Annotated in this window: 17 protein-coding genes; 8 read left to right on the top strand and 9 right to left on the bottom strand. The window is 68.6% G+C overall.

Going from position 1 to position 15,589, the window contains the following annotated elements:
* Positions 1-26: 26 nt before the first annotated feature.
* From ada to GRF61_RS00070, 4 genes are read right to left on the bottom strand one after another with little or no spacing between them, the layout of a single operon-like run.
* Entirely contained in the window at positions 27-1,121 is a 1,095-nt protein-coding gene (gene ada, locus GRF61_RS00085) for a bifunctional DNA-binding transcriptional regulator/O6-methylguanine-DNA methyltransferase Ada (protein ID WP_169148714.1), read from the bottom strand.
* A 31-nt stretch (positions 1,122-1,152) separates the two neighbouring features.
* On the bottom strand, positions 1,153-1,830 hold the full coding sequence (locus GRF61_RS00080; RefSeq protein WP_169148713.1) for a DNA-3-methyladenine glycosylase: 678 nt from the start codon (positions 1,828-1,830) through the stop codon (positions 1,153-1,155).
* 15 nt (positions 1,831-1,845) lie between these two features.
* Positions 1,846-2,505 (bottom strand): DNA oxidative demethylase AlkB, encoded by a 660-nt coding sequence (gene alkB, locus GRF61_RS00075; protein WP_211165642.1) that lies wholly within the window; start codon positions 2,503-2,505, stop codon positions 1,846-1,848.
* Positions 2,490-3,044 (bottom strand): methylated-DNA--[protein]-cysteine S-methyltransferase, encoded by a 555-nt coding sequence (locus GRF61_RS00070; RefSeq protein WP_169148712.1) that lies wholly within the window; start codon positions 3,042-3,044, stop codon positions 2,490-2,492. Before GRF61_RS00070 ends, alkB begins: the two co-directional genes overlap by 16 nt.
* A 185-nt stretch (positions 3,045-3,229) precedes the next feature.
* Here GRF61_RS00070 and GRF61_RS00065 point away from each other — a divergent pair, with 185 nt between their 5' ends.
* The 8 genes from GRF61_RS00065 (at position 3,230) to GRF61_RS00030 (ending at position 11,538) form a co-directional block, all read left to right on the top strand.
* Entirely contained in the window at positions 3,230-4,000 is a 771-nt protein-coding gene (locus GRF61_RS00065) for a methyltransferase domain-containing protein (RefSeq protein ID WP_169148711.1), read from the top strand.
* A 24-nt stretch (positions 4,001-4,024) separates the two neighbouring features.
* Positions 4,025-4,792: a TSUP family transporter gene (locus GRF61_RS00060; protein ID WP_169148710.1), complete on the top strand. Its 768-nt coding sequence runs from the start codon at positions 4,025-4,027 to the stop codon at positions 4,790-4,792.
* Positions 4,793-4,892: 100 nt separating this feature from the next.
* A complete protein-coding gene (gene speD, locus GRF61_RS00055; RefSeq protein WP_169148709.1) occupies positions 4,893-5,285 on the top strand; it encodes an adenosylmethionine decarboxylase in 393 nt (130 codons plus the stop codon).
* Positions 5,282-6,169 (top strand): polyamine aminopropyltransferase, encoded by an 888-nt coding sequence (gene speE, locus GRF61_RS00050; protein ID WP_169148708.1) that lies wholly within the window; start codon positions 5,282-5,284, stop codon positions 6,167-6,169. Before speD ends, speE begins: the two co-directional genes overlap by 4 nt.
* A gap of 149 nt (positions 6,170-6,318) precedes the next feature.
* Positions 6,319-7,569, top strand: coding sequence for a 16S rRNA (cytosine(967)-C(5))-methyltransferase RsmB (gene rsmB / locus GRF61_RS00045; RefSeq protein WP_248281040.1), 1,251 nt, complete (start codon positions 6,319-6,321; stop codon positions 7,567-7,569).
* On the top strand, positions 7,529-8,152 hold the full coding sequence (locus GRF61_RS00040) for a DUF4390 domain-containing protein (protein WP_133594930.1): 624 nt from the start codon (positions 7,529-7,531) through the stop codon (positions 8,150-8,152). The genes rsmB and GRF61_RS00040 overlap by 41 nt, the downstream gene beginning before the upstream one ends.
* Positions 8,149-10,287: an ATP-binding protein gene (locus GRF61_RS00035; protein ID WP_169148706.1), complete on the top strand. Its 2,139-nt coding sequence runs from the start codon at positions 8,149-8,151 to the stop codon at positions 10,285-10,287. Before GRF61_RS00040 ends, GRF61_RS00035 begins: the two co-directional genes overlap by 4 nt.
* Positions 10,288-10,290: 3 nt before the next feature.
* Positions 10,291-11,538, top strand: coding sequence for a response regulator (locus tag GRF61_RS00030; RefSeq protein ID WP_169148705.1), 1,248 nt, complete (start codon positions 10,291-10,293; stop codon positions 11,536-11,538).
* Between the two features lie 38 nt (positions 11,539-11,576).
* Here GRF61_RS00030 and GRF61_RS00025 read toward each other — a convergent pair whose 3' ends face one another.
* From GRF61_RS00025 to GRF61_RS00005, 5 genes are all read right to left on the bottom strand, one after another.
* On the bottom strand, positions 11,577-12,929 hold the full coding sequence (locus tag GRF61_RS00025) for a tetratricopeptide repeat protein (RefSeq protein WP_169148704.1): 1,353 nt from the start codon (positions 12,927-12,929) through the stop codon (positions 11,577-11,579).
* 73 nt (positions 12,930-13,002) lie between these two features.
* Positions 13,003-13,500 (bottom strand): hypothetical protein, encoded by a 498-nt coding sequence (locus tag GRF61_RS00020; RefSeq protein ID WP_169148703.1) that lies wholly within the window; start codon positions 13,498-13,500, stop codon positions 13,003-13,005.
* Complete coding sequence (locus GRF61_RS00015) at positions 13,497-14,621, bottom strand: M35 family metallo-endopeptidase (protein WP_169148702.1); 1,125 nt, start codon at positions 14,619-14,621, stop codon at positions 13,497-13,499. The genes GRF61_RS00020 and GRF61_RS00015 overlap by 4 nt, the downstream gene beginning before the upstream one ends.
* Before the next feature lie 166 nt (positions 14,622-14,787).
* A complete protein-coding gene (locus GRF61_RS00010) occupies positions 14,788-15,264 on the bottom strand; it encodes a hypothetical protein (protein WP_169148701.1) in 477 nt (158 codons plus the stop codon).
* Positions 15,265-15,272: 8 nt separating this feature from the next.
* On the bottom strand, positions 15,273-15,589 hold a 317-nt coding region (locus tag GRF61_RS00005), incomplete at its 5' end, for a hypothetical protein (RefSeq protein WP_169148700.1).

The raw sequence follows: 15,589 nt of genomic DNA, 5'->3' as shown, positions 1-15,589 counted from the left end.
GCTTGGGGCCCTTGCCGCGGCCCCGCTTACTCCTCTCGTGTCTGTGCCTCCCGCGTCAGCAAAGCCTGCTTGCGCTCCACGCCCCAGCGATAGCCGGAGAGCTGGCCGTCATGGCGGACCACCCGGTGGCAGGGGATGGCGATCGCCAGCATGTTGCTGGCGCAGGCGCGCGCCACCGCCCGTACCGCCTTGGGGGCGCCGATGCGGGCGGCGATCTCCGCGTAACTGGCGGTACTGCCGGGCGGAATCTGCTGCAGCGCCTGCCATACCCGATGCTGGAAGGCAGTGCCCTGTACGTCGAGCGGCAGGCGCAGGCCCAGCGCCGGCTGTTCGACGAAGCCGACGACTTCGGCCACCAGGCGCTCGAATCCGCTGTCGCCGCCGATCAGCCTGGCTTTGGGGAAGCGGTCTTGCAGCTGGTGCGCGAGCAGCTCCGGGTCGTCACCCAGCAGGATGGCGCACAGCCCACGCTGGCTTTGCGCGACCAGAATGGCTCCCAGGCTGCATTGGCCGATGGCGAAGCGGATCTCTGCCTGGCGGCCGCCATCGCGGTACTCCAGTGGTCGCATGCCGAGCAGCGCCTCGGCCTGGTCGTAGAAGCGGCTGCTGGAGTTGAAGCCGGCCGCATAGATAGCCTGGGTGACGCTGTCGCTCGCCGGGCTGGCGAGGCCGGCGCGCAGCTTGCGGGCGCGGGCGGCCTGGGCATAGGCGCGCGGGGTGAGGCCAGTCTCCGCCTTGAACTGGCGGTGGAAATGGAAAGGGCTGAGGCCGGCGCTGGCGGCGAGGGCGTCCAGCCGCGGCGGGGTGTCGGCGGTATCCATCAGCCGGCAGGCTTCGGCGATCAGCGCAGAGCGGCGAGCCTCCGCCATGCTGCGGTCCGCGCTGGCGCGGCGGCTGGGACGGTAGCCGGCCGCCTCGGCCTCGGCCGCAGTGGCGAAGAAGACCACGTTCTCCCGCCGCGGCAGGCGGGCGGAGGCGCTGGGGCGGGCATAGACACCGGTGGTCTTCACCGCATAGACGAAATGGCCATCCGCGGCGGCATCGCGTGCCTGCACCGCGGCCCAGCGGCTGTCCTCGCTGGCGTAGGGCGAGGTGGTGGGAGAAGAGGGAAGGGGCTTCATGGCGGGTTCCCGGCGGTGTGCGTCCATGGGCTCATCCTGCCGGCGTCGCCGGCGGCGTGCCACCGGCTTCTTGCTGTTGAACTCCGGCAGGCTTGGGGACGCGCCACAGATACCAGGCGGCGACGCTGCGATGCGGTTGCCAGGCCAGGCCGATGTCGCGCATCAGCCGTGGCGTGGGGGCTTTTTCCAGCCCCTTGAGCCGGCGATAGCCTTCGCGCACGCCATAGTCGTCCACTGGCAGCACGTCCAGCCGCTCCAGGGTGAAGATCAGCATCATCTCCACTGTCCACCGGCCTACGCCGCGCAGGGCTACCAGTTGCTGGATCAGGGCCTCGTCAGCAAGCTCGCGCGCGCGGGCGAGGTCCGGGATGCGCCCCTCCAGCGCGGCTTGGGCGATGCCGCGTATGGTGGCCAGTTTGCTGGCGGAGAGGCCGCAGCGGCGCTGCAACTCGGGGTCGGTGGCGAGCAGCTCGGCGGGGCGGGGGAAGGCGCTGTCGGGGTAGAGGGCGATGAGCCGGCCGAGGATGGCTTCCGCCGCGCGGGCGTGGAGTTGCTGGTAGGCGATGGCGCGCACCAGCGCCTCGTAAGGCTCGCGGGTGGCGATGGTCCGCAGCTCGCAGGGGCCGACGGTGTGCACCAGGCGGGCCCAGTCGGCATCCAGGCCGGCGAGGTAGCGGGCGGCTTCGAGGTAGGCGGGTTTGATGGACATGTTGCGGCGGCTCTTTCAGCCGGCTTTGCGGAAGGTGAGGTTGTAACGCAGGCTGCCGGTGGCCGGGTGCGGCTGATCCTTGAGCGGCAGGATGCCGTGGTAGCGCAAGCGGTCTTCGCCGCCCCAGACGGCGACGTCGCCGTGCAGCAGGGGAATGCGGGCGGCCTTGTCATTGCGCGCGTGGCCGCCGAACAGGAAGACGGCGCCCATGCCGAGGGAGACCGAGACGATGGGGGCTGAGAAGTCGCGCTCGTTGCGATCCTGGTGCAGGGACAGCCGGCTGCCCGGCGGATAGCGGTTGAGCAGACAGGCGTCCGGTATGAATCCGGGGAAGCCGGCCGCCTCGGCGGCTTGCGCTGCAAGGGAAAGCAGCGGCAGGGGCATGGGCGGCCAGGCCTGGCCGGTGAGTGGGTCCCGCGGGGTGTAGCGATAGCCGCTGGCATCCGAAGTCCAGCCCAGCGCCCCGCAGTTGTTCAGCGCCACCGACATGGTGAAGCCGCCGGGCGTGCGCATCTGGCGGAAAGGGGACTGCGCCCTTATCCGGGCTATTGCGGTTAGCAGCTCATCGGCCTGCGCCAGCGCGAAGCCGCGTAACAGCCAGGCATGCTGGCCCAGTTGTTCCCGGCTGGATTGGGTGGCATCGCCGAAGAGGGGGAGGGTCAGGTTGGCAGGCATGGTGCGTGGCGCTCCCGTTCGAGCAGCATGGCCTTGCGTGCCGGGCCCCAGCGATAGCCGCTGATGGTGCTGTCGCTGCGCAGTATTCGGTGGCAGGGCACCACCACCGCGAGCCGGTTTGCGGCACAGGCGTTTGCAACCGCGCGCACGGCGTTTTCCAGCCCGAGGCTTCGGGCGAGTTGGGTATAGCTGCGCGTCTGGCCTGCCGGGATGGCGCACAGCGTCTGCCAGACGCGCTGCTGCAACGGCGTACCGGCGGCTTCGAGTTGCAGCGGGAACGGTGTCCACGGTTGATCCAGGTGCGTAGCGAGTTGCGGGAGCGCGTGGCGGAAATCCCCGGGGTTCTCCTGTGGATGGGCAAGGGGAAAGTAGGTGCGAAGCTCGGCGAGCAGGGCGCGCTCCTCATCGCCGATCAGCACCGCGCATAGCCCGTGCTTTCCCAGGGCCACAATGAAGCGCCCGAGGGCACACCGGCCGTAGGCATAGGACAGGGGGCCGGCGTGGCGAGCCGAGGCGGGGAGCAGGTGTAGCCGGGGCATGGCATGAATCTCGGGGTTACGCTCCTGGAGTCTAGCGCCTGTAAGTGCGGCTGGAACGCCGTTGCTTGCGGTCAAATTCTGTTCCCGCGGAACGGCGGCGCATCGCGGCGGGCCTCCATCAGAGCCGCTTGCTATAGTTGGAGAAACCCTGTCTACGGGCGTTTCCGACTGCGGAGGATGTTTTCATGGGCTGGGATCCTGAGCGCTATCTGCAGTTCGACAACTTGCGGCTCAGGCCGGCGCTGGATCTGATCGCCCGCATTCCCGCGGTGCAGCCGCTGCGGGTGGTGGATCTCGGCTGCGGGCCCGGGAACGTGACCATGCTGTTGAAGGAGCGTTGGCCGGCGGCGGACGTGCTGGGGATAGACAGCTCCACCGAGATGCTGGCCAGGGCCGGCGCCGAGCACCCCGGCATGCGTTGGGAGCAGGCGGATGCACGCTTGTGGCAGGCGGACGCAGAAGTAGATGTTCTCTTCTCCAACGCGGCACTGCACTGGTTGGACGACCACACCACGCTATTCGCGCATCTCTCATCCCAGCTGGGCATGCGCGGCATTCTGGCGGTGCAGATACCCGCGAATTTCGATGCGCCATCGCACCAGGCGATCCGTGGCCTTGCCGGATCCCGCGCCTGGCGTGAGCGACTCGCCGACAGTCGCATGGGCGCGGTGGAGGGGGCTGGTTTCTACTACTCGCTGTTGAGCGCCCGTTTCCATATCGTCGATGTCTGGGAGACGGTTTATTGGCAGCGGCTGACTGGCGATAATCCCATCCTGAACTGGTTGAGTGGTACGACGCTGGTGCCTTATTTTTCTCGACTCGGCGAGGATGAGAGGCGGGCTTTCTGCACTGAGCTCGGCGAGATGTTGAAGGCAGCCTACCCGGTCAGCCCGGATGGCAGTGTACTTTTCCCCTTCCGCCGCCTGTTCATGGTGGCGCGCAATCCGCAGCGTTGAGGCGCTGTTTCACGTGGAACAAGGATGGATCCGGATTTTCTTTTGGGCGCATTGGGGCTGGCTGCCTTCTGCGCTGGCTTTGTTGATGCCGTGGTTGGGGGCGGGGGCCTGATCCAGATACCCGCGCTGTTTGCCGCCTTCCCATGGGCTTCGCCGGCAACGCTGTTCGGAACAAACAAGCTCGCCAGCATCGTGGGCACCAGCAGCGCGGCGGTCCAGTACGCACGGCGAGTGAGCATACCGTGGCGGGTGGCGCTGCCGGGAGCGTTCGCCGCGCTGATCGGTTCCTGGTATGGCGCCAAGGCGGTGGCTTATCTGCCGCCCACCATACTTCGTCCCCTGATCCTTGTCCTGCTGGTACTGGTGGCCATCTACACCTTCATGCGCAAGGATCTGGGCACAGTGTCGACAGAGCCGGCGCACGGCGGGCGCTCCGTGGCGATCGCGCTCGGCATCGGCGGCGTGATCGGTTTCTACGACGGTTTTTTTGGACCCGGTACCGGCAGCTTTCTCATCTTCCTGTTCATCCGCCTGCTGGGGATGGATTTCCTGCGCGCCTCGGTGACCGCCAAGATCCTCAACGTCGCGACTAACCTGGCGGCCATCGCCTACTTCGTCAATAACGTGAATCTGCTATGGCAGGTCGCCGCAGTAATGGCGGTGTGCAATCTCAGCGGTGCGGTGACTGGCTCGCGGGCAGCGCTCAAGCACGGGTCAGGCTTCGTGCGGAAGATGTTCCTGTGCGTGGTCAGCATACTGATCGCCAAGCTGGCCTACGACACCTTCGGCTGAGCCGCTTCGGCTGTTCCACGTGGAACAAGTCGATATGTTCGGGCAAATGTGAAGGCGGTGCTAGAATCGACCGCTTTCCGTGACCGTACCGAACCTGGCAATGAATGGACTTCATCTGATTGCCGATCTCTACCGTTGCGGCGGCGAGGCAGTCGCACTCAGCGAGCGAGAGGCGCTTGAAACCCTGTGCGTGAAGGAATGCCGCGATGCCGGCCTGACGCCACTGGGGGCTTATTTCTACCAGTTCCTGGATGACGCGGGCGAGCCGGCCGGCGTGACCGGCACGGTGGTGCTCGCGGAGTCCCACCTGGCCATCCACACCTGGCCGGAGACCGGCGACGTCACCCTGGACGTCTACGTCTGCAACTACTCCCGCGATAACAGCGAGCGCGCCCGTAGCGTCTATCGCAGGGTGATAGACGCGATGCAGCCGGAGGATATCGCCGAGCATGCGGTGAATCGCGGCCGCGAGCCGGCGGAGATCGAGGCATGAGCATGCTCCTGCTGCCGGAAGTGGAGGGCGTGCTGGCCGAATACCTGTCGGACGACGCCGGCTATTTCGTCGCCGGCGGCCAGCTGCTCGAACGTGGCCGCTCCGAATTCCAGCGCTACGAGGTCTGGGATACCCCGCGCTTCGGCAAGCTGTTCCGCCTGGATGGCTGCTTCATGACCTCCGAGCGGGACGAGTTCTACTACCACGAGAACCTGATCCAGGTGCCCGCGCTGGCCCATCCCGGGCCGCGCAGTGCCCTCATCATCGGCGGCGGCGATGGTGGCTCGGCCGAGGAACTGTTCAAGCATCCGGGTATGGAGCGGGTGCTGATGGTGGAGCTGGACGGCAAGGTGGTGGAGATCGCCCGCCGCTACCTGGGCGAAGTGCATCACGGCGCGCTGGACGATCCCCGGCTCGAGATCCGCATCGGCGACGGCCTCGCCTATGTGGAGCGGGACGGGCCAGCCAGCGGTGAGCGTTTTGATCTCGTCGTGCTGGACCTCACCGACCCGGTCGGGCCAGCGGAAGCCCTCTACAGCGAAGCCTTCTTCCACGGCTGCCGCCGCCTGCTCGCGCCCGGTGGTGCGTTGACCCTGCACATCGGCGCGCCGGTGTTCCAGCCAGAGCGGGTGGCCGGGCTGGTGCGCGGTCTGCGACAGGTCTTCACCCATGTGAGCCCGTATTTTCTCTACATTCCGCTCTATGGCAGCCTGTGGGGCATGGCCTGCGCCTCGGATACGCTGCAGCCGGCGGCATTGAGCGCGGCGCAGGTCGATGCGGGTATCGCCCAACGGCAGCTGGGGCGGCTTCAGCACTACAATGGCGCCGTTCACTGCGCCCAGTTCGCGCTTCCCAATCACTTGCGTACCTTGCTCGCCGAATGAAGCGGGGAGGGCGGACGCAACCAGCTCCCCCAGTCTCCATCGTGCCCTCTCCCTCCGCTCCACGCGGCAGCGCCCAGCGTGACGCCCGTAATTTCCCGCCTCGGCGGCAAGCGTCTGCGCTGCCGCCGCAGGACAGTCTGGCCTACGCCATGTTGCAGGCTGCCCAACTGGTGGCCGGCGTGCTCGAAGGCGGCAATCTCACCGACGCCTATGAAAAGCTGCTGAAGGCCCAGCCCGACTGGGCCGACGCTACCCGGGGCGCGGTGCGCGATCTCGCCTGGAGTACCTTGCGCGATTACGGCCGCGGCGATGCGGTGCTCGGCCACCTGGTGCCCAAGCTGCCGCCGCCGTTCATCCATGGGCTGCTGCTGGTGGCGCTGTGCCGGCTGGCACAGCGGCCGGAGCAGGCGCATACCGTGGTCGATCAGGCGGTGAATGCCGCGGCGGCATTGATGCCGGGGCTGAAGGGCATGGTCAACGGCGTGCTGCGCAATGTGCTGCGCCAGGCGGAGGCGGTGCGCGGCTGGCAGGCGGAGGATGAGGAGTCGCGCTACGCCCACCCGCGCTGGTGGATCGCCGAAGTCCGCGCGGCCCATCCCCAGGATTGGGAAGCGGTGCTGGCCGCCGGCGGCAGCCACCCGCCGATGTCGCTGCGCATCAACCGCCGTCGTGCGGCGGTGGAAGGGGAGGCCGGGCAGCTGGCCGCGGCCGGGCTGCCCGGCAGGTTGCTGGAGCATGGCGCGCTGCTGCTGGAGCGGCCGGTGGCGGTCGGCCGCTTGCCAGGCTATGCCGAGGGCCGGCTGTCGGTGCAGGATGCCGGAGCCCAGTGGGCTGCCCGCCTGCTGGCGCCGCGCGCCGGCGAGCGGGTGCTGGATGCCTGCGCCGCGCCCGGCGGCAAGGCGGCCCATCTGCTGGAAAGCGCCGACATCGATCTGCTGGCGCTGGAGCTGGAGCCGCAGCGCACCGCCCGCATCCAGGCGAACCTGGAGCGCCTCGGCCTGCGGGCCAGGGTGAAGACCGCCGATTGCCGCGACGTGGACGGCTGGTGGGATGGCCGCCCCTTCGACCGCATCCTGGCCGACGTACCCTGCTCCGCCTCCGGCGTGGTGCGCCGCCACCCCGACATAAAGTGGCTGCGGCGCAAGGAAGACATTGCCGCCTTCGCCGAGCAGCAGGCCGCCATCCTGGACGCGCTTTGGCGCACGCTGGCCCCCGGTGGCACAATGCTCTACGTCACCTGCTCGGTCTTCGACGCTGAAAATGGCGCCCAGGTCGAGCGTTTCCTTGCCCGCCACATGGATGCCGAACGCCTGCCCATAGACGGGCGCCCCGCATTCCAGCTGCTACCGAACGCCGAACATGACGGCTTCTATTACGCCTTGCTGCGCAAGTCGGCCTGATCGTCTGCGCGGTCGCCTGCGGGCGGCCCTCGCCGCGCTGCTGCTCGTCGTCCTCGCTCTCGCCAGCCCGCTCGCCGCGGCGGATGACGCCACCATCACCGGTGCCGAGATCGTCGCCGACGATGGCAGCTACGTGCTCAACGCCGACATCGACTTCGAACTCAACCCCCGGCTGGCGGACGCGGTGACGCGGGGCGTGTCGCTCTACTTCGTCGCCGAGGTGCAAATCGAGCGGCCGCGCTGGTACTGGTTCAACGCCACCGTGGTGGACCGCCAGCTCAACTACCGCCTCTATTACCACGCCATCACCCGCAGCTACCGCCTCTCCATCGGCCGCTTCCACCAGAACTTCGATTCGCTGGAGGCCGCGGTGCGCACCATGCAGCGCATCCGCAACTGGCAGGTCGCCAACGGCGACGAGCTGCAGGCCGGCGTTTCCCACCAGGTTTCGCTGCGCTTCCGCCTGGACACCAGCCAGCTGCCCAAGCCTTTCCAGGTGACCGCGCTGGGCAGCCGCGACTGGACCTTGGCCTCCGACTGGGTGCGCTGGACCTTCCTGCCCGGGATCCCCGCCTTCCGATGAAACGCATCGCGCTCGTCATCATCGCCGCGCTGGCCGGGATCTCGCTGTTCCTGCTCACTACCGCGAGCGCGAACACCGAACTCTTCGCCAGCGGCTACCCCTATCTGCTCGCCCTCAACGGCGTGCTCACGGTGGCGCTCGCCGGCCTGGTGGCGGTGCAACTGCGTTCGCTGTGGCGCGAGTACCGCAGCCGCCAGTTCGGCTCCCGTCTCAAGTACCGGCTGATGCTGATGTTCGCGCTGATGGCGCTGGTGCCGGGCGTGCTGGTGTATGCGGTATCGCTGCAGTTCGTGGTGCGCAGCATCGAATCCTGGTTCGACGTGCGGGTGGACTCCGCGCTGGAGGGCGGCATCGCCCTCGGCCAGAACGCGCTGGATTACCTCGTCAGCCAGGTGGATGCCAAGGCCGCCGACATGGCGTTGGACCTGGAGGATGCCGAGATGGTCGCGCCCACCCGACTCAACCGCCTGCGCGAGTTCGCCCAGGTCGGCAGCGCCACCGTGATCTCGGCCACCGGCCAGATCATCGCCACCGCCTCGGATGGCGCGGCCGTCGATGGCGTGCCCCAGCTGGTGCCCGATCTGCCCACCTCCGCGCAGCTGCGCCAGGCGCGCCAGAGCCGCTCCTTCCACGCGGTGGATACCCGCGCCGACGGCCGGCTGGTGATCCGGGTGCTGGTGCCGATTCCCACCCGCTCGCTGGCCGGCGAGCCGCACCTGCTGCAACTCACCCAGCCGGTGCCGGAGACCTTCGCCCGCCACGCCGAGGCGGTGCAGGACGCCTACCGCGACTACCAGCAGCTCACCCTCAGCCGTACCGGCCTCAAGCGCATCTACACGCTGACGCTGACGCTCACCCTGCTGCTGGCGCTGCTCACCGCCGTCGCCGTCGCCTTCATCCTTGCCCGCCGGCTGGCGGCGCCGCTGCTCATTCTCGCCGAGGGCACCCAGGCGGTGGCGCAGGGCGACTACAGCCCGCGCCAGGCGCTGCCGGCGCGCGACGAGCTGGGCGTGCTCACCCAGTCCTTCAACCAGATGACGCGCCAGCTGGAGGACGCCCGCGCGGTGGCCGATCGCAACCGTGCGGCGGTGGAAGCGGCACGCGCCTACCTGGAGAGCGTGCTCGCCAACCTCTCCACCGGCGTGCTCGCCTTCGCCGCCGACGGCTCGTTGCGGGCCGCCAACCGGGGCGCGATGGAAATCCTCGCCGACGATCTCGCCGGCTTCGAAGACATTCCGCTGGCCGAATGGCCGCGCCACGCTGCCTTCCGCGATGCACTGCTGGCGGGCTTCGCCGGCCACGACAGCGACTGGCACGAGCAGATCGAAGTCTCGGTCAAGGACTGCCAGCCGCTCACCCTGCTGATCCACGGCTCCCGCCTGCCGGCCAATGGCGGCCTGGTGGTGGTGTTCGACGACATCTCCCGCCTCGTCGCCGCCCAGCGCACCGCCGCCTGGGGGGAAGTGGCGCGGCGGCTGGCGCACGAGATCAAGAACCCGCTCACGCCCATCCAGCTCTCCGCCGAGCGCCTGGCCTTCAAGCTGGCCGACCGGCTGGACCCGGAAGGGCGGGAGATGCTGGAGCGTTCCACCCAGACCATCGTCAACCAGGTGGAGTCAATGAAGAACCTGGTGAACGCTTTCCGCGACTACGCCCGCCTGCCGGTGCCCATGCTGGGCGAGCTGGACCTGAACGCCCTGCTGCGCGAAGTACTGGGACTGTACGAGAGCGCCGCCATCCGCCTGCGGCTGGAGCTGGCGGTGGATCTGCCGCAGGTGCAGGGCGACGCCGCCCAGATGCGGCAGGTGATCCACAATATGCTGCAGAATGCCCAGGACGCGCTCGCCGGCCAGGAAGGCCAGGAGGCGGAAGTGGTGGTCATCACCCGGCGCGACGGCCCGCAGCAGGTCCAACTCATCTTCCGCGACAACGGCCCGGGCTTTCCCGAGGAAGTCCTGGCCCGCGCCTTCGAACCCTATTTCACCACCAAGTCCCGCGGCACCGGCCTCGGGCTGGCGATGGTGAAAAAGATCGTGGACGAGCATGGCGGCGACGTCCGGCTCGCCAATCGCGACAGCGGCGGCGCCGAAGTGCGCATCCGCCTGCGCGTTGCAGCAACCCGTGGTGACAATTGAACAATGGCAAAGATACTCATCGTTGACGACGAAATCGGCATCCGCGAGCTCCTGTCGGAGATCCTGCGCGACGAGGGCCACGACATCCAGCTCGCCGAGAACGCCGCCGCTGCCCGCGCTGCGCGCAACGCCAGCCGGCCGGACATGGTGCTGCTCGACATCTGGATGCCGGACACCGACGGCATCACGCTGCTGAAAGAGTGGTCCGCCGCCGGCCAGCTCACCATGCCGGTGGTGATGATGTCCGGCCACGGCACCATAGACACCGCGGTGGAGGCGACCCGCATCGGCGCCATCGACTACCTGGAAAAGCCGATCGCGCTGCAGAAGCTGCTGGCGGCGGTGAAGCGCGGCCTGCAGCGGCCTACCACCGCCGGCAGCGCCGCGCCGCTGACGCTGGCCTCTTTCGCCCGCTCGCTGCCGCTACGCGAGCTCAAGCGCCGGGTGGACCAGATCGCCGACAGCTCGCGGCTGCTGCTGCTACGGGTGGCCGCCGGCAGCCTCGCCGAACTCATCGCCCGCAGCGTGCAGCCGGCCGGCTCGGCCTGGCTGGACCTGGCGGCGGTCACGGTGCCGCTGGACATCTCCCAGCTGCAGGGTTGTGGCGGCGGCGTGCTCTACGTCGGCGAGTTGGGCCGGCTCTCCCGCGCCCAGCAGAAGAATCTCGCCTTCGCCGTCGAACGCCTGGAGCGCTACGACCTGCGGCTGGTGGCCGCCACCGACCGCAGCGCCGAGGCCCTGCTGGCGGAAGGCTGGGACGAGGCGCTGCTCGCCCGCCTGTTCGAGGTCAGCCTGGCGCCGCCCTCGCTGGCCGATGTGCGCGACGACCTGCCGGAGCTGGCATCGCAGATCCTGGTGCATCTGGCCGAAGGCGGCGAGGTGCCGCTGCGCCGCTTTTCCAGCGCCGCGCTGAACCATCTGCGCACCCTGCCGTGGCCGGGCGGCTACCTGGAACTGCGCGCGGCGGTGAAGTCTCTGGCGCTGGGCACGCTGGAAGAGGAGATCGGCCCGGCCGAGGTGCGCCGCCTGCTCGCGCCGATGCCGGACAGCGGCGCCGCCGGCATCCAGTTCGACCAGCCCCTGCGCGAGGCCCGGGAGGCCTTCGAGCGCATGTATTTCGAACACCACCTTCGGCTGGAGGGCGGCAACATGACCCGCCTGGCCGAGAAGACCGGGCTGGAGCGCACCCACCTCTACCGCAAGCTGAAGCAGCTCGGTCTGCAGGCCGGCCGCCGGCACGAAGAGGTTTGAGGCTGGCAGCCTGAACACGGCACCGCCCCGCGCTCATTTCAGCGCGAGGTGGCCGCTTTGCGTGCGCTGTACAGCAGGCCCGTCACCGGCTTGCCGCCCTCGGTGCGCAGCACGGCTTCCTCCACCAGGGGCGAGGTAAAGCCGGCGGCCTGCAAGGCCCGGCTGACATAGCCGGGGGCGTGGGTGTAACGGCCGCTGGGCTCCAGCCGGTAGCCGGCTGCATCCGCCGCGACCGCCATCTTTTCCACGGTGAAGACGAGGTGGCCGCCCACGCCCAGGGCTGCCGCCGCCGCGGCGCAGACCGTTTCCAGTGCGCCGAAGTAGCACAGCGTATCCGCCGACACCACCAGGTCGTAGCTGCCCGGCGCGGCATCCTGCAGGAAGCGGGTGAGCTCGGCCTTCACCAAGCGGTCGTAGGCGCCGCGGCCCTGGGCCTTGGTCAGCATCGGACCGGAGAGGTCGATGCCGATGAGTTCACGCGCATAAGGTGCGAGCAGTGGCCCGCACAAGCCGGTGCCGCAGCCGGCGTCCAGCACCGCAAGCCCGCGCTTGCCCTCGCCACAGGCCGCCGCCACCGCCTTCGCCACCAGCTCGGGCGCCTTGTAGGTCAGCGCCGCCAGCTTGGCGTCGAAGCTGTCGGCGAAGTTGTCGAACACGCTTTCCACGTAGATGTCGGTGGCGCGCTCGGGCACGTCCTCGCCGGTGCAGGCGGCGAGATGATGGCGGGCGGTGGGGTTGTCGGGCTCTTCTTCAACCCAGGCGCGGTAATAGGCGGCGGCCTCCTCCAGCCGCCCCAGCATGCAGTAGGCGTAGCCCAGCATCTTGCGGGCGGCCGGGTGCCTGGGCATCAGAGCGATGGTCTGGCAGTAGTGCTGCACCGCCTCTTCCACCCGCTCCATGCCGGCGAGGAGATTGCCGAGGTTGTTGTGTACATCGACGTTCTTCGGGTCCAGCGTGAGCGCGTGGCGATAGGCCGCCTCGGCCTCTTCCAGCCGCCCCTGCGCCCGCCGCAACACGCCGAGGTTGCCGAAGGGCAGCGGATCTTGCGGCGCCAGCGCGGTGCAGCGCTGGTAGGCCTCGCTGGCCTCGTCGATGCGGCCGAGATCCAGCAGGATGTTGCCCAGGTTGTTCCACACGCCCGCCGCCTCCGGCTGCAGGGCCAGGCTGCGCTGCATCAGCGCGATGGCTTCCTCTGCGTGGCCGCGCTGGTGGCGGGCGATGGCGAGAAAGTTGAGCGCCGCGGGGTGGTCGGGCAGCAGCGCCAGGATGCGCCGGTACAGCGTTTCGGCCGCGTCCAGCTCGCCGATGCGGTGCAGCCGGGTGGCATAGCCCAGTGCCTCGTCCGGCGTCATCTCGGTGGGCAGGGCTTCTTCGGATCGGGTGTTTTCCATGGTGCTTTCCTGCGGCCACGGCCGGGCGCGGGGATCTGTTGCGGGTTTCCGGGGCCGGATCGGCCCCGGCGGCTCAAGGCTTGGGTTTGGGCTTGGGCGGCGGGAAGGGCTGTTCGCTGCTCATTGCCGGGCCGCCGACATGGGTTACGTTGCGGCTGGCGAGATCGACACGATAGACGCCGCCGCTCTCGTTCTCGACCTCCAGCGCCTTGCCGCCGTCGGCCAGGCGCAGCGCGCGGAAATGCAGCCCCGGTTGGCTGAGGCCGCTGGCGCGGGTGTCCGGCAGGACATACACCCGCAGTCGCCACAGCCGGGTGCCGCTCGCCGCGTCCACGGCAACGAGGTAGCCGCCGGCCTGGTCGCCATTGCGTTCGTCGGTCTGGTCTTCCTGGTAACGCACGCCTTCATGGACGAGCGGCTGTACCTGCGGGGCGGGGGGACGGCTGGCGGACGGCGGCATGGACATGGCGGGAGTCTCCACGGGAAGGGGGCTGCTGGCGGCGGGGTTGGCGTGGGCGCAGGCCTGGATGAGGGCGCTGCCGGCGAGCGCGAGCAGGCTGGCCGTCTTCATATGATCTTGAGCGCGGTATTGCGCTCGCTTTCGGTCAGCGCGCCGGCACAGTCGGCACAGAAGAAGGCCCAGTTGTCGGCGTTGCGGATGGCCGCGCTGCCCGGGTAGCCGGCGTGCGGGCCGATGCCGTACCAGGCATAGCGGGCGTTGCCGATGTTGACGTCCTCCGTGCCGCACACCAGGTGGGTGAGCTCGTGGACCATGATGCGCGTCCAGTTCTTCTGCCCCTTCAGCACGTTGCCGGGGTGATCGACGAAGAAGGAGCGTTCGATGTAGACGACGTCCATGCCCTCGGCACGGCTGGCGAAGGTGAAGGCTTCGCTGTTGAGGAAGTTGATCTCGTCCGCGGTGCTGGCGCCGCGCAGCGGCACCCAGTCGGTGAGAACGAAATGGCCCTTGTTCAGCATGGCGATGATCTTCTTGAAGCCCTCCGCCAGCTTGCCGATGTAGATGTTCAGGTCGTTGATCTGCAGCGCCGGGTCGGCGAACCAGCGTTTCACGAGTTTCAAGGCGTCGATCTGTTTCGTGCCGGCGGCGCGATCATTCGCCTTGGCGGCAAGCGCCAGCACCATGCCGGTACGCTGGCACCAGCTCATGGCCTGCTGGATGGAGTTGGCGAGGTACTTTTTCTGCTCGCGCTGGAAGATCTCGTCGTCCGCCCGCAGCAGGACACGCGCGGCGATCTCGGTACTCACCCGGGCGTTGAAGTCGTCGCTAGGCCACTGCCGGAAGGTATTCGGCAAGGACAGCAGCCAGGTCTTGCGGTTGCCGGAGCGGTTCAGCAGATAGACATGGCGCAGCAGCTTGAGTGCAGCCAGGCGCATCTTGGTCTGCGCATCCATCGGATGGCCGCCATTGTCGGTCCAGGCGCCGACGGCACCCAGCATGCCCTTGTCTTCGGGTACCGCGGCGTGCCCGATGAGCTTGCCCTTGCCGCGCCGCGCCTGCTTGCGCAGCTCGTCCAGGCTGGCGGCATAGCCCGGGTCGAAGCCCTCGTCGGACATCAGCTTGCGCAGCCGCTTCACCAGCGGCTGCCATTCGTCCTGGTAAGCCTCCAGGCTGTTCAGCCAGCCCTTGGCGTAGTCGTATTCCGCTTTGAATTTCTGGTTCCAGTCGGTCATGTCGCTGTGATGTTTCCCTTGACGCCGAGCGGCGGTAGCGAACTCCCGGCCAGGATGGGCCGGGTGGTCCTCGGTGCCTTGCGGAAGGCGCTTCTCCGCTGGAGTGATGGACGAGCGGGTCGGAGGGGGGCAGTCCTCGACCGCGGTGGATGAGCCCTGCAGCCCGCTATTCCGTTTGCGTGGAACTTCGGCGGCCGTCGGGCTGCTTGCTCTTGCTTGAGGGCCTCGGCTCGCGGGTGGCGAGATCCAGCGTGTAGCGGCGCCCCAGTTCGTCCACGATCTCCAGCGTCTTGCCGCCGGGCCCGGCTCTCAAGCGGCGGATGAAGACATCCTGGACGTCCTCTTCCAGCGCCGGGTCGTAGCGGGTCTCGTAGATGCGTTGCAGCCACAGCTCCTGGCCGCTGACTGCGTCGATCGCGGCAACGTAGCCCCCTTCCTGGGGGAGGGAGCGGGAGCGGGTGCCGAGCGCCGCTTCGTAGCGGACTCCGGCGATGGTCACCGGCCGTACCGGCGCCGGGGCGACCCGCTTGGCCACCGGTGCGCCAGCCTCGTCGGCCGCTGGCATTCCGGCCTGGACGGCATGGCCGCCAGCCAGCATGGCGAGCAGGCCGAGGAGCATGAGTGGAGGACGAAGGGCGCGCATCGTGGCCCTCAACAGCTGGCCACGCTGCGGGTGGCCGGGTCGACCACGAAGCGTCGGCCGTTCTCGTCGGTCACCGTCAGCTTGCCCTTGGGGCCGGCCTTGAGTTCTTCGATGAAGACATCCTGCACATCCTCCTCCAGATCGTCATGGTAGGTGACCCGGTACACCTGCAGCAGCCACAGGGCACGGCCGCTGTCGGCGTCGAAGGCTTCGATGTAGCCGCCGTTCTGGCCCAGGCCGCGTTCGCGTCCCCAATGCACCGCCTCGAAGCGCAGGCCGTCCAGCGTTACCGCGGCCACCTCGGGCGGGCCGGTGCGCTTGGGGG

This window comes from Azoarcus sp. TTM-91 (assembly GCF_012911025.1).
Classification (GTDB): Bacteria; Pseudomonadota; Gammaproteobacteria; order Burkholderiales; family Rhodocyclaceae; genus Azoarcus.
This window is presented reverse-complemented; position numbering and strand designations above follow the sequence as displayed.

Excerpts from the sequence above, each read along its gene's own strand:
- GRF61_RS00070 (WP_169148712.1), bottom strand. The coding sequence starts at position 3,044 with ATGCCCCGGCTACACCTGCTCCCCGCCTCGGCTCGCCACGCCGGCCCC.
- GRF61_RS00020 (WP_169148703.1), bottom strand. The coding sequence starts at position 13,500 with ATGAAGACGGCCAGCCTGCTCGCGCTCGCCGGCAGCGCCCTCATCCAG.
- ada (WP_169148714.1), bottom strand. The coding sequence starts at position 1,121 with ATGAAGCCCCTTCCCTCTTCTCCCACCACCTCGCCCTACGCCAGCGAG.
- GRF61_RS00060 (WP_169148710.1), top strand. The coding sequence starts at position 4,025 with ATGGATCCGGATTTTCTTTTGGGCGCATTGGGGCTGGCTGCCTTCTGC.
- GRF61_RS00040 (WP_133594930.1), top strand. The coding sequence starts at position 7,529 with ATGACGGCTTCTATTACGCCTTGCTGCGCAAGTCGGCCTGATCGTCTG.
- speD (WP_169148709.1), top strand. The coding sequence starts at position 4,893 with ATGAATGGACTTCATCTGATTGCCGATCTCTACCGTTGCGGCGGCGAG.
- GRF61_RS00035 (WP_169148706.1), top strand. The coding sequence starts at position 8,149 with ATGAAACGCATCGCGCTCGTCATCATCGCCGCGCTGGCCGGGATCTCG.
- speE (WP_169148708.1), top strand. The coding sequence starts at position 5,282 with ATGAGCATGCTCCTGCTGCCGGAAGTGGAGGGCGTGCTGGCCGAATAC.
- GRF61_RS00010 (WP_169148701.1), bottom strand. The coding sequence starts at position 15,264 with ATGCGCGCCCTTCGTCCTCCACTCATGCTCCTCGGCCTGCTCGCCATG.
- GRF61_RS00080 (WP_169148713.1), bottom strand. The coding sequence starts at position 1,830 with ATGTCCATCAAACCCGCCTACCTCGAAGCCGCCCGCTACCTCGCCGGC.
- GRF61_RS00065 (WP_169148711.1), top strand. The coding sequence starts at position 3,230 with ATGGGCTGGGATCCTGAGCGCTATCTGCAGTTCGACAACTTGCGGCTC.
- rsmB (WP_248281040.1), top strand. The coding sequence starts at position 6,319 with ATGTTGCAGGCTGCCCAACTGGTGGCCGGCGTGCTCGAAGGCGGCAAT.
- GRF61_RS00025 (WP_169148704.1), bottom strand. The coding sequence starts at position 12,929 with ATGGAAAACACCCGATCCGAAGAAGCCCTGCCCACCGAGATGACGCCG.
- GRF61_RS00015 (WP_169148702.1), bottom strand. The coding sequence starts at position 14,621 with ATGACCGACTGGAACCAGAAATTCAAAGCGGAATACGACTACGCCAAG.
- alkB (WP_211165642.1), bottom strand. The coding sequence starts at position 2,505 with ATGCCTGCCAACCTGACCCTCCCCCTCTTCGGCGATGCCACCCAATCC.
- GRF61_RS00030 (WP_169148705.1), top strand. The coding sequence starts at position 10,291 with ATGGCAAAGATACTCATCGTTGACGACGAAATCGGCATCCGCGAGCTC.